The following is a 12,487-nucleotide window of genomic DNA, read 5'->3' as shown; positions in this document are numbered from 1 at the left end:
TTCACGGCCATCGGCGAAGCCCTCCGTACGGATCGGGCGCGGGCCGGTGGACCCGCCGAACTCGGCGAGACACCGGTTGCCGCCGAAAAGGCGGCCGCACCGTCGCCTGAGCCTGCACCAGAGGGAACCGGGGCTCGGCGGAGCACGCTCACCGAACCCCGGCCGGGAAGGTCACGCCAGACCCTGGTCGCCCGTCTCGACGGGGCGGGTGCCGTCGGCGACCCAGTTGGACCAGGAGCCGACGTACAGGGCAGCGGGCACCCCCGCGACGGTGAGCGCGAGGATCTCGTGGGCGGCCGTGACGCCGGAGCCGCAGTAGGCGCCGACGTCGACCGCGTCGGTCGCGCCCAGCTCGGCGAACCGCTCGCGGAGCAGGTAGGCGGGCAGGAACCGGCCGTCGACGCCGACGTTGCCGGTCGTGGGGGCGCTGACGGCGCCGGGGATGTGCCCGGCGACCGGGTCGATGGGCTCCACCTCACCGCGGTACCGCTCGGGCGCGCGGGCGTCGAGCAGGACCCCTGCCTTGGCGAGGGCGGCGGCGCCGTCCGGGTCGAGGACGGGCAGGCCGCCCGGATGGGCCGTGAAGTCACCGGGCGTGACCTTCGACGCCTCGGTCGTCACCGGCCGGCCGGCCTCGATCCAGGCGTGGTAGCCGCCGTCGAGGACGCGGACCCGCTGGTGCCCGAAGTAGCGGAGGGTCCACCAGGCGCGGGCCGCGGACGTGGAGTCCGCGTCGTCGTAGACCACGACGAGGCCGTCGTCGCGGACGCCCGCCCGCCGCATCGCGTCCTGGAAGGCCTGCCGCTCCGGAAGGGGATGCCGGCCGTCCGGGCCCGGCGGCCCCGCGAGGTCGCGATCGAGGTCGATGAAGACCGCCCCCGGCAGGTGGCCTCGCCGGTACGCCTCGATGCCGGGCGGACCACCGAGGCGCCAGCGGACGTCGAGCAGGACGACGTCGCCGCGGAGTTCTCGGACGAGTGACTGGACGTCGATGAGAGGATGCACGCCGCCAGTCTGACCGTTAATCCCCGCGTCTGCGAGATGCCGCTCGGCGTTCATCCGGCCGCCTCCCGGGAGAGCAGGGGAACGAGCTGCTCGGCGGCTACGAGCGACCCGTGCATGCCGACGAGAGTGGACTCGATCGGCTCGGCCTCGGTCGCCACGATGGCCACATCGGCGTACGGGACGGCGACGACGTCGCCGATACGCGGGGCCAGGGACGCGGACACGGGGCCGAACAGCCCCTCGGCGATCGCCTCGTCCCGGGTCAGCACCCACGCCTGCCCCGCGAGGCGCTCCCGCCACACGGCGAGCACGTCGGCGGCGGCCCCGGCCTCGGCGTACACGTGCCGGGCCCGGGCCTCTCCGCCCAGCAGGGCCACGCCTTCGCGCAGCGCGGGCTCGGCGTCAACGTCGACCCGGTCGGCGGGATCGGTCATGCCGTGGTCCGCGGTGACGTAGAAGGCGGCGTCCGGCGGCAACACCTCGGCCAGCCGCCGCGCCAGCACATCGACGAAGCCCAGGTGATGGCGCCAGGCCGCCGAGCGGGAGCCGTGGACGTGGCCGGTGGCGTCGAGGTCGCCGTGGTAGACGGTGACGAACGCGCGCTCGCCCTCGCGGACGGCCTGCTCGGCACGGGCGACCAGAGCGCCGAGGGAGTCGGCGGGGAGGTAGCGCGCGCCGCGGTAGACCGAGCGCGTCAGCCCGGAGTGCTCGAACGCCCGCGCCGCGACGTGCCCCGTGGCCACGCCCGCCGCGGCGGCCCGGTCGAAGACGGTGCGCGCGGGCTGCCAGGTCAGCGGGTCGATCCCGTCGCTCCAGCGCAGGCAGTTGTGCAGCCGCCCCTCTCCCGGGACGGCGACCTGGTATCCGAACATGCCGTGCCCGCCCGGCGGACGGCCGGTGCCGAGGGAGGCGAGACTGGTCGCCGTGGTCGACGGGAATCCGGCGGTCAGCGGCCGGCCCGGCAGCGAGGAGAGGTACGGCGCGGCGTCCGGATGCGCCCGCAGCAGCTCCCAGCCGAGACCGTCGACGAGGAGGAGGCAGGCGCGCGGCAGGGCCGGCAGTCCCAGGACGTTCGGCTCGCCCGGGACGCCGAGCGCGGCGAGCACGGACGGGCCCAGGTCCGCCAGCGACTCCCGGCCGTACGCCGGGACGGGAATGCTCATCGACCCTGCTGAGACGTGACCTCCGACAGCGCCTGCGCGAACGTGAGGACCTGCTCGACGGCGTCGGCGCCGTCCGCAGCCTCACTCACCCGCAGCGAGAGATCGTCGGCCGTCATCGTGCCGGTGTAGCCGTGGTCGGCCTCGCAGGACTCGTCACCGCAGGAGGCCGGCTCCAGATCGACGTGGGCGATCACTCCCCAACCGATGGTGAGCATCACCTCGGTCGGTGGCACCCCGGGGACGTACGACGCGGGCTCCGGCACGACGCGCGTCACCGCCACCGACTGCACCCGGCCCAGACGCACCGCCTCCGTCGTCGTGGAGGCGTGCGGGTGCGGAACCGACTCGGTCGGCGGATGCTCGTCCGTGTGGCAGACGAGCAGGCGCGTCGACGACAGCACCAGCACGGTGACGTGGCGCCGGACCTCCATCGCCGGATCGAACGTCGCCTCGTGATGGACGACGTAGGAGATGACGGTCTCGTTGCCCAGCAGCGACTCGACCGCGTCCGCGACGAGCGCCGGGTAGTAGCCGCTCCGCTCGATCGCGGTGCGCAGCCCCTGAGTCATCGCTCGGGTTTCCCTCATGGCTCCCATCCTGCACTGCCCGGGCGTTACACGCACACCCACGGGTAGAGATGTGGACATGACCCGAGCAAACGTCCCCCCGGCCGAGCCGGAACACCCCACCCCCCAGCCGCCAACGCCCCAGCCCACCCCGCAACCGCCCACACCAGAGCCGCCCACCCCGCAGCCACCGGTGCCCCCTCCGGAGCCGCCGGTCCCGCCGCCCGAGCCGCCGCCGGAGCGCCCCTCCCCACGACCGATCCCCGAACCGAGCCCCAGCCCGATCCCGCCGATTCCGGATCCGGTGCCACCACCCCAGCCCACCGACCTTCACACCGGATGAACTCCGGACGCGCCCCGCAGCGGCCGTCCGCACGAGGTCGGCGCGCAGTCTCTCCCGCCAGGACGGCCCCGAGCCGGCCCGCCGGACAGATTGAGCCGGCGCGCCTGCCAGGACGGCCTGAGCCGACCTGCCCGTCAGAACCGCCTGAGCCGGCCCGCGCGTCAAGACGCGTCTGAGCCGACTCGGCTGCCAGGACGGCCCGAGCCGACTCTCCCGTCAGGACGGTCTGAGCCGGCGAACGTGGTCGATACGCGGACCCGGCGGTCTTGCCGGCCACAGCCGCGCGCTCCGTACGACGGCGCCGGAGGCGCGAGCGACCACCTCGAGGTCCAGCCGTGCCACCTCCGGCAGGTCGTCGGACAGCCGGGACGCCCGCAGCAGGAGATGTTCCAGCGCCGCCAGGTCGACGGGCTCGGCTCCCCGGTGGCCCAGCAGCAGTGGCGCCGCCCTGATCGCGCGGACCATCCCGGCCGCCTCAACGTCCGTCAGGGGCGCGAGCCGGTACGCGCGGTCGTCCAGCAGTTCGGCCGTGAGGTCCGCCAGGCCGAAGGACACGATCGCGCCGAAGGACGGGTCCTCCGCCGTGCTGATCCGCGTGACGATCCCTTCGTCGCCCACCTCCGCGGCGTCGCCTGCGGGCTCGATGCCGTAGCAGGCGAGCAGGGCGGCGGTCCGCCCGGCGTCGGCTTCACGCCGGTCTTCCGGCTCGGAAACCGTGCCAGACTCCCGGCCACCGGCCGGTGCGCCGTCCGCTTCCAAGGCCGGCGCGCCGGAAGCCGCCTCAGGGGGAGACGACCCGGACGCGGACGTCCGCGCAGCCGAAGCGCCATCCGCTTCCGAAGCCGACGGGTCAGCGGGAGGCGGCCCGGAGGCGGACGTCCACGCAGCCGAAGCGCCATCCCCTTCCAAGGCCGACGCGCCGGAAGCCGCCTCAGAGGGAGACGACCCGGACGCGGACGCCCGCGCAGCCGAAGCGCCATCCGCTTCCGAAGCCGACGGGTCAGAGGAGGACGGCCCGGACTCGGACGTCGGCGTGACCGGGGCGCGATCCGCTTCCAAGATCTCGTCGACCAGTGCGCGGGCCCGGGGCCGGTCGATGTCGGGCAATTCGGGCACTCGGCCGTGTGCGCGCCGCCGTCGCTCGGCGTACCGGACGGCGTACGCGAGAGCCCGAACGGCGTCCTCGGGCGCGGGATAGGAGGGGACGCTGCCGTGCAGGAGGCCGCGCTCGCCGAGGTAGGTCGCGACGACCGGCTTCGCCGCGCCCTCCGCCTGCCGGACGATCGCGGCGGCCACCTCGGGGTCGATCCCGCCCCGCACCGGCGGCGCGAACACCGTGACCACCGCGTCGGCCGCGTCGCCGTCGAGGGCCTCGGCGAGCGCGGACTCGAAGTCCACCGGCCCGGCCGCCGGGCCCAGATCCACCGGTGCGAGGGGGTCCAGCTCCGCCGCGGTCGCGGCGTCCTGGACCAGCAGCCCGATGGAGTCCGAGTTGCCGACGATCGCGACCCGGCGGCCGGTCGGCAGGGGCTGGTAGGCCAGGATCTGCGCGACGTCGAACAGCTCGCCGAGCGAGTCGACCCGTACAACCCCGGCCTGGGCGAACAGCGCGCTGACGGCGTGGTCGGGAAGGGTCAGCGCCCGCGCGGCGTGGCCGAGCGGCACGCCCTGGGTGGTGCGCCCGCTCTTGACCGCGACGATCGGCTTGGCGCGGCTGATCCGCCGCGCGAGGCGGGTGAACTTGCGCGGGTTCCCGATCGACTCGAGGTACAGGAGGATCACCTCGGTGGCGGGGTCCTCCTCCCAGTACTGCATGAGGTCGTTGCCGGACACGTCGGCGCGGTTGCCCGCCGACACGAACGTCGACAGGCCCAGCCCGCGTTCGGCCGCCCAGCGCAGGATCGCGATGCCCAGCGCGCCGGACTGGGAGAAGAACCCGACCGGTCCGCGCCCCGGCAGCGTCGGGGCGAGCGTGGCGTTCAGCCGTACGCCCGGGTCGGTGTTGGCGATGCCCAGGCAGTTGGGGCCGACGACGCGCATGCCGTTCGCCCGCGCGAGGCGTACGAGCTCGTCCTGGCGGGCGCGCCCCTCGAGACCGGCCTCTCCGAAGCCGGAGGAGACGACGACCAGGCCGTGGACGCCCTTGGCGGCGCACTGGGCCACGACCTCGTTGACGTTGTCGGCGGGCACCGCGACGACGGCCAGGTCGACCGGGTCGGGGATGTCCGACACCGTCGGATGGGCGCGTACGCCGCCGACCGCCGACGCGGTCGGGTGAACGGGGAACACCGGGCCGGTGAAGTCGCCGCCGAGGAGGTTGCGCAGGACGGTCTGGCCGACGCTGCCCGGCACCCGGCTGGCGCCGATCACCGCGACCGACCCGGGGAACAGGAGGCGCTCGATCGACCGCGACTCCGCGCGGTGCTCGCGGGCGGCCATGACCCCCCGGGACGTCTCGGTCGGCTGCAGGTCGAGGGTGAGCCGGATCACACCCTCCTCGAAACGCTGCTGAGCCTCATAGCCCGCCGCCCGGAACACCGTGGTCATCCGGCGGTTCTCCGGCAGGACGTCCGCGATGAACCGCCGGACACCGCGTTCGCGGGCCGCCACCGCGATGTGCTCCAGCAGCACGGTGCCGAGGCCGCGGCCCTGCTGGGCGTCCTCGACGAGGAAGGCCACCTCGGCGGTGTCCGGCGACTCGTCCGGGGAGTGCGGAACGGACGCGTACGGGCTGCCCGCGCCGAGGCGGTCGTAGCGTACGACCGCGACCATCGCGTCGCCGATGGTGGCGATGAGGGCCACGCGGTCGGTGTGGTCGACGGTGGTGAAATGCTCGATCTCCCGGTCGGTCAGCCGAGGACGCGGCGAGAAGAAGCGGTAGTAGATCGTTTCGGGCGAGAGCCTGGCGTAGAACTCGCGCAACAGCTCGGCGTCACCGGGCCTGATCGGCCGCAGGTGCGCCGTCCCTCCGTCGGCGAGGACGACGTCGGCCTCCCAGTGGTCGGGGTACGGCACACGTCGAGACTATGGGAGATCCCGAATTAGCGCCGGTTCGGGACCCACCCGGGTACCGGGAGCTGTTAGGTTTTTCTCCGGGTCACGCAGGCAGGCCGCCTACCGGGGGGTGGCAGCCGCAGGGAACAGGGTGGGTGACGTCATGACGCGCGTGGTCGTGGTCGGCGATCTGATGACCGATGCCGTCGCGCGAGCCGCGTTCCCGCTGGCGAAAGGCGGAGACACGTCGGCCAACGTGACGATGCACGGCGGCGGCTCGGGAGCCAACGTCGCGGCCTGGCTCGCCGTCGAGGGCGTCGAGTCGGCGTTCATCGGGCGGCGCGGGGCGGACATCGCGGGACGCAACCGTGACATGGAGCTCATGGGCTACGGCATCGACGCCCGGCTCGTGATGGACCCGGAACGGGCGACCGGCACGTGCGTGGTCATGGTGACCCACAAGGGCGACCGGACGATGCTGTCGGACCCGGGCGCCAACGCCGCGCTGCTCCCCGAGGACATCCCGCAGGATCTCTTCGGTCCCGGCGCCCATCTCCACGTCTCCGGCTACTCCCTGCTCAACGAGGGGTCCCGGCAGGCCGCCCTGCACGCGATGAAGCTGGCGCAGCGGGCGCAGATGTCGGTCACCGTGGACGGCGGCTCCAACTCCCACCTCAAGCGGGCCGGCGCGGAGCCGTTCCTCGAGTGGACGCAGGGCGTCCGGCTGCTGGTCGTCAACGCCTCCCAGGCCGAGGTGCTGACCGGCCGCGACAACCCGGAGCAGGCGGCGAAGGTGCTGACCGCCTGGTACCCGGAGGTCGTGGTGAAGATGGCGGGCGAGGGCGCGCTGTGGTTCAGCAACGGCCACGCCGACCCGATCCGGGTGCCGGCCGAGCCGGTGGAGGAGATCGCCGACGGCACGGGCGCCGGTGACGCCTTCATCGCCGGGTTCCTGCCGGTCTGGCTCGACGGCAAGCCGCCCGTGGAGGCCCTCGCGAACGGCTGCCGGCTCGCCGCGCGGGCGATCAGCCACCTGGGCGCCCGCCCCATGCTCTGAGGCGCACCGGCCGCCGCACCGCCGGGCAGGCCGTAAGCCGAAACGTCCTTTCCGGTACGGCCGCCGCCGCGCCTGCCCGCCCGATCACCGCTCGGCGGCCTCGGCCCGGGCTGCGGCCTCCTCGCGCATGGCGGCCCAGAGCAGGTTGAGTGGATGCCGGGGCTCGTACCGGACGCGGTCCTCCTTGCTGACGAACGCCCCGGTCATGATCTCCGGGTCGGGCTCGAGGTCGTTGCGCAGCTCGATGACCCGGAGCCCCTCGGCGCGGGACCGGCCGCCGATCGACCGCGTGACGATCATGCAACCGCGGGCCAGGCCGGACTTCAGCAGCGACAGCCCATAGGAGATGTCGTCGATGTCGGCCACGATGTCGAGGCGGTCCCGGAAGTTGGGTCCGTACCAGTGGCCGAGGAAGTCGGCGATCAGCCCGGTCGACGGCACCACGAGCGGGATCTCCGGCAGGCGGCTGCTCGTGACGACGCTGAGCGGCAGCTCCTGCTCGCTGAGGTTGGTGAGAAGGACGGGGCGGCCGCGCGCCAGCTCGATGACGTCGTACGGCCGCAGGCGCGTCTCGTCGCCGGGTACCGCGACGATGGTCCCGCAGACCAGGTCGACGCTCTTGGACTCCAGCCGTGACCACACGTCCTTCGTACGGACGTGGACGACACGGAACTCGACTTCGCGGCGCTGGAATTCCTCGGACAGGCGCGCCCAGGCGCGGGAGACGGTCTTCAGCGTGAACTCGGTCGTGCCGACGGTGAGCGTGCTGCCGAGACGCCGGCGGGAGGAGTGGATCTCGGCCAGCCATTCGCTCAGGGTGGCGCCCGCCAGGCGCGCGACGGCCTCGCCGGTCGGGGTGAACAGGACGTCCTTGCCCCGCCCCTGCTTGACGGTGAGCACCTCCCCGCAGAGGTCCTGGTAGTTGCGGTTGAGCGTGTCCATCTGTTTCTGCACGCTGGACTGCTCGCGGCCGAGCAGCCGCGCGGCGCGCAGCGCCGAGCCTGTTTCGCGGACGACCAGGAGCGTTCTCAGCTGGTCGAGGGTGGTGTCGAGCAGTGGCGGGGCACAGCTCAGCAGCTCGCCGAGCCTGTCGTCCCGCAACGGGTAGATACCGGACGATTCACTCATCAGATGTCCAATTCGGGCGTTGTTTCTGTCCCCGAGAACAGTTCAGCAGGAAGTGATCGCACTTAGCGATGAGATGACCTCTAGATGTTCTCCAGAACAGGTGGACACGACTTTTTGCACTCTAGAACAATTCCCAGGCGTGCGATGGCCGGTCGTCCAGGATCGTGAAGGTCGCGGGGGCCTCGATCCAGGGCGACCGGTCGAGCGCGGCCAGCCCACGGCGACGCAGTCACCCCAGAGCCGCACGGCCGGCCCACGGCGGGCACAGCCAGCCCACGGCAGCGCGGTCACCCCAGGTCCGCGCGGTCATCCCTCGGCGACGCAGCCAACAGCCCATGTCCGCGAGGCCGGCCCACGGCGACGCAACCAGCTCACAGCCGCACGGTCACCCCTCGGCGACGCAGCCGACGGCCCACGGCCACGAGACCGGCCCACGGCGGCGCAGCCGGCCCACGGCGGCGCAGTCACCCCACAACCGCACGGCCGGCCCACGGCAGTGCAGCCGACCCATGGCAGCGCCTTCAGCTCACTGCGGCGCAGCGAGCCCACGGCAGCGCGGTCAGCTCACTGCGGCGCAACCAGCCCACGGCAGCGCGGTCAGCTCACTGCGGCGCAACCAGCCCACGGCAGCGCGGTCAGCTCACTGCGGCGCAGCCGGCTCACGGCGGCGCGGTCAGCTCACGGCGGCGAGGGCAAGCGGGAGGACGGCGGGGGCGCCGGCCTCCCGTAGGAGCCGCGCCACGACGGTGACGGTCCAGCCGGTGTCGACCAGATCGTCGACCAGCAGCACCGGGCCCTCCACGGAACGCATCGCGTCAGGAACGACGAAGGCGTTCCAGAGCGCGCGGACCCGCTGCGCGCTGTTGTGGCGGCGCGGCCCCGGCCCGCCGTCCGCGTACGCGACCTCACCGAGGTAGGGCAGCCGGCCGATCCCGGCGATACGCCGAGCCAGGTCGGCGATCATCCCCGGCCGGGTCGCCGAGCCCATGGCGACCACGCCGGCGGGCCGGTGCTCCCAGTCCCACGCCGCGAGGACCTTCACCATCGCGCCGAAGACCTCGTCGGGCACCGGGGCATCGGGCGCGCCGTCGGCGAGCAGGCCGCGCAGCCGGTTGCCCCAGCCGATGTCGGTCAGCCGACCGAGCGCCCGGCCGGGCTCGGCCTGCAGATCGGCGGGGATGCGCCCAGAGATGCCCTCCGCCTTCATGCCCGTCGGCCACATCCGGCGCGGCGTCACCTCGACTCCCGGGCGGCTCAGCCGCTCCCGGGCCCGTACGGTCTCCTCCTCGGGCACCTCCGCCGACAGGTGCCGACCGGAACAGTTGTCGCAACGCCCGCACGACACGGCCTCCGGGTCGTCGAGTTGCCGTCGGAGGAACTCCATCCGGCAGGAACCCGTCGTTTGATACTCGAGCATGGCCTGCTGTTCGCGGGAGCGCTCAGCCGCGACCCGCTCGTAGCGCTCCCGGTCGTACGCCCACGGTCGGCCGGTCGCGGTCCAGCCGCCCTTCACGCGGTGCACGGCGCCGTCGACGTCGAGCACCTTGAGCATCATCTCCAGGCGGCTGCGCCCCAGGTCGACGCGGGTCTCGAGGGCCGCGGTGGACAGTGTGCCCGTCTCCTCCAGCGCCCCCAGCGCCTGGCGTACGACCGGCTCGGGGGGAAAGGCCAGACCGGCGAAGTAGGCCCAGATGTCCCGGTCCTCGCTGCCCGGCAGCAGGATCACCTCGGCCCGCTCCACGCCGCGCCCGGCGCGGCCGATCTGCTGGTAGTACGCCACGGGCGACTGCGGCGCGCCCAGGTGCACGATGAACCCCAGATCCGCCTTGTCGAACCCCATGCCGAGCGCGCTCGTCGCCACCAGGGCCTTCACCTTGTTGTCGAGGAGGTCCTGCTCGGCCTGCAGGCGCTCGGCCTGCTCGGTCTGCCCGGTGTACGCGGCGACGGCGTATCCGCGGTCGCGGAGGAACCCGGCAACCTCATGCGCCGCCGCGACGGTGAGCGTGTAGATGATCCCGGAGCCGGGCAGGGCGTCGAGCCGTCCGGCGAGCCAGGCCAGCCGCTGCTCGGCCCCCTGGAGCCGGACGACGGACAGGCGCAGGCTCTCGCGCTCCAGCGGGCCGCGCAGCACGAGGGTCTCCTGGTCGGATCCGCCCGTGAGCTGATCGGCGACGTCATGGGTGACCCGCGCGTTGGCGGTCGCGGTGGTGGCCAGGACCGGCACGCCGGGCGGCAGCTCGGCGAACAGCGTGCGCAGTCGGCGGTAGTCGGGCCGGAAGTCGTGCCCCCAGTCGGAGATGCAGTGCGCCTCGTCCACCACGACCAGGCCCGCGCCTGCCGCCAGCTCGGGCAGGACCTGGTCACGGAAGTCGGGGTTGTTGAGCCGCTCCGGGCTGACCAGCAGCACGTCGACGGCACCGTCGCGGACGTCGGCGTAGACCCGCTCCCAGTCGTCGAGGTTGGCGGAGTTGATGGTCGCCGCGTGGATGCCGGCCCGCTCGGCGGCGGCGATCTGGTTGCGCATCAGGGCCAGCAGCGGACTGACGATCACGGTCGGCCCGGCGCCGCGCCGCCGCAGCAGGGCGGTGGCCACGAAGTAGACCGCCGACTTGCCCCACCCGGTGCGCTGCACGACCAGGGCCCGCCGCCGCTCGACGACCAGCGCGCGGATCGCGGTCCACTGGTCCTCCCGCAGCCGGGCGTGGTCCCCGGCGAGCGATCGCAGGCACGCCTCGGCATCCTCTCGCAGGGCGTCTTCGGCCGGTCCCCGGTGCGCTTCGTCAGCCATGCCGTCCTTCGTACCAGCCCGCACCGACCGCGCGCGACGAATCGGCCCGGGAGACCGGCGACCGGTACGGAACATCGGGGTCGGTGACATCGGACCGCGTGGCTCTGGCGCGTCCGCCTGCCCTCGAAGGCGCCCAGGCGACCTCGGTGAGCTCCAGCCGGAGGCGCTTCCGTTGATCCTCGCTACGACAGCGTCATCGCGACCATCACCGAAGAGTTTCGGTCAGCCTCATCCGGTCGCCCCATATCCAGCAGGAGCGACGTTCGGCATCCATAAGGAGTGACGCGTAATAGCCGTGGCTATCGTTCGAAACGGGTCTCATGGAACATCAGGCGGGGTATCCACCTCTCACCACCGCTGCGCTACACCATAAAGCCCGAATCCCCAGCTTGTAACGAAGCGCCCGGAGCTACCGGTGCGGGCGCCACGGGAGCCACCGGAGCGACGGGAGCCACCGGCGCCACGGGGGCAACGGGTGCGACCGGAGCCACGGGTGCAACCGGAGCCACCGGCCCCACCGGCCCCACCGGCCCCACGGGTGCGACCGGAGCCACGGGTGCAACCGGAGCCACCGGAGCCACGGGTGCAACCGGAGCGACCGGAGCAACCGGCGCGACGGGCCCCAGCCGGCGCCACCGGGCCGACCGGCGCGGGCGGGCCGTGCATCGCCGCGGAAACCGCCCCTGGCGAAAGCAACAGAAAGTGGGTCGCTGTGACCCAGAATGGCCAGGTCTTGATCGCACTGGTCGATACGTCAGGCCAGACGCCTACTGTCAGGCCGTTCACGCCGCTCTCCAACTCTGTGTTCCCGACCGGATTCGTGCCGAGCTGCGTCACGTTGTCCAACACCAGCAATCGCCTGCAAGTCACTGTGCTCGGAACCAATGGCGGGGTCCAGGAGTCCGAATGCCCGATCACCGGTAATACGCCGGCGACGCAGCCGCCTGCCAACTGCGGGCAATCGATCCCGATCCCGTTCAGCGCGTTCCTCGCCCGAGCCTTTGCGGCGAACCAGAGGGCCGCTGCAGCCGGCCTACCGCTGCTCAACGGCGGCCAGCGCGCCATTTCGGCCCCAGGTTGCTGCAAGGCCGGAACACCCGATGAAGAATCATCGAGTGTTCTGACATCCACCGATAACTATTCACCAAGCCATGGAGTCCTGGGCGTACTCGAAAGTGGGAGCGCCCAGGACTCCCTGGCACCACCGCGCGAATCGCGGTCCACTGGTCCTCGCGCAGCCGGGGCGCGGTCCCCGGCGAGCGATCGCAGGCACGCCTCGGCGTCCTATCGCAGGGCGTCTTCGGCCGGTCCCCGGTGCGCTTTCGTCAGCCATGCAGTCCTTTGTGCCGGCCCGCACCGGCGGCGCGCGACGGATCGGCCCGGAAGCCCGGCGACCGATCGAGCCTCGAGAGACCGACGACCGGCCCGAGTTCAGGCGACCGG

The 12,487-nt window shown here is 72.8% G+C and carries 7 protein-coding genes; 1 reads left to right on the top strand and 6 read right to left on the bottom strand.

What is annotated here, in order from left to right; translation table 11 throughout:
* Window positions 1–171: 171 nt before the first annotated feature.
* The 4 genes from ABEA24_RS22385 to ABEA24_RS22370 all read right to left on the bottom strand — a co-directional run bounded on the left by ABEA24_RS22385 (window position 172) and on the right by ABEA24_RS22370 (window position 6,092).
* Window positions 172–1,005, bottom strand: a complete 834-nt coding sequence (locus ABEA24_RS22385) for a sulfurtransferase (RefSeq protein WP_345432933.1) — start codon at window positions 1,003–1,005, stop codon at window positions 172–174.
* A gap of 50 nt (window positions 1,006–1,055) precedes the next feature.
* Window positions 1,056–2,168 carry an alkaline phosphatase family protein gene (locus ABEA24_RS22380; RefSeq protein ID WP_345432932.1) on the bottom strand — a complete coding sequence of 371 codons (1,113 nt, stop codon included), beginning with the start codon at window positions 2,166–2,168 and terminating at the stop codon, window positions 1,056–1,058.
* The gene (locus ABEA24_RS22375; protein WP_345432931.1) at window positions 2,165–2,755 is read right to left on the bottom strand and encodes a DUF5998 family protein; all 591 of its coding nucleotides are present in this window, start codon (window positions 2,753–2,755) and stop codon (window positions 2,165–2,167) included. Before ABEA24_RS22375 ends, ABEA24_RS22380 begins: the two co-directional genes overlap by 4 nt.
* A 538-nt stretch (window positions 2,756–3,293) precedes the next feature.
* Window positions 3,294–6,092 (bottom strand): bifunctional acetate--CoA ligase family protein/GNAT family N-acetyltransferase, encoded by a 2,799-nt coding sequence (locus ABEA24_RS22370; RefSeq protein WP_345432930.1) that lies wholly within the window; start codon window positions 6,090–6,092, stop codon window positions 3,294–3,296.
* Between the two features lie 142 nt (window positions 6,093–6,234).
* Between ABEA24_RS22370 and ABEA24_RS22365 the strand changes: the two genes are divergently transcribed.
* The gene (locus ABEA24_RS22365; RefSeq protein ID WP_345432929.1) at window positions 6,235–7,128 is read left to right on the top strand and encodes a carbohydrate kinase family protein; all 894 of its coding nucleotides are present in this window, start codon (window positions 6,235–6,237) and stop codon (window positions 7,126–7,128) included.
* 84 nt (window positions 7,129–7,212) lie between these two features.
* Here ABEA24_RS22365 and ABEA24_RS22360 read toward each other — a convergent pair whose 3' ends face one another.
* Together ABEA24_RS22360 and ABEA24_RS22355 are read right to left on the bottom strand one after the other, a co-directional pair.
* The gene (locus ABEA24_RS22360; protein WP_345432928.1) at window positions 7,213–8,256 is read right to left on the bottom strand and encodes a LysR family transcriptional regulator; all 1,044 of its coding nucleotides are present in this window, start codon (window positions 8,254–8,256) and stop codon (window positions 7,213–7,215) included.
* A 673-nt stretch (window positions 8,257–8,929) separates the two neighbouring features.
* Complete coding sequence (locus ABEA24_RS22355; protein ID WP_345432927.1) at window positions 8,930–11,044, bottom strand: RecQ family ATP-dependent DNA helicase; 2,115 nt, start codon at window positions 11,042–11,044, stop codon at window positions 8,930–8,932.
* Window positions 11,045–12,487: the final 1,443 nt, after the last annotated feature.

Source organism: Actinoallomurus vinaceus (assembly GCF_039542055.1).
Lineage (GTDB): Bacteria > Actinomycetota > Actinomycetes > Streptosporangiales > Streptosporangiaceae > Actinoallomurus > Actinoallomurus vinaceus.
The sequence above is the reverse complement of the archived record's forward strand: the minus strand, read 5'-3'. Positions and strand labels throughout refer to the sequence as shown.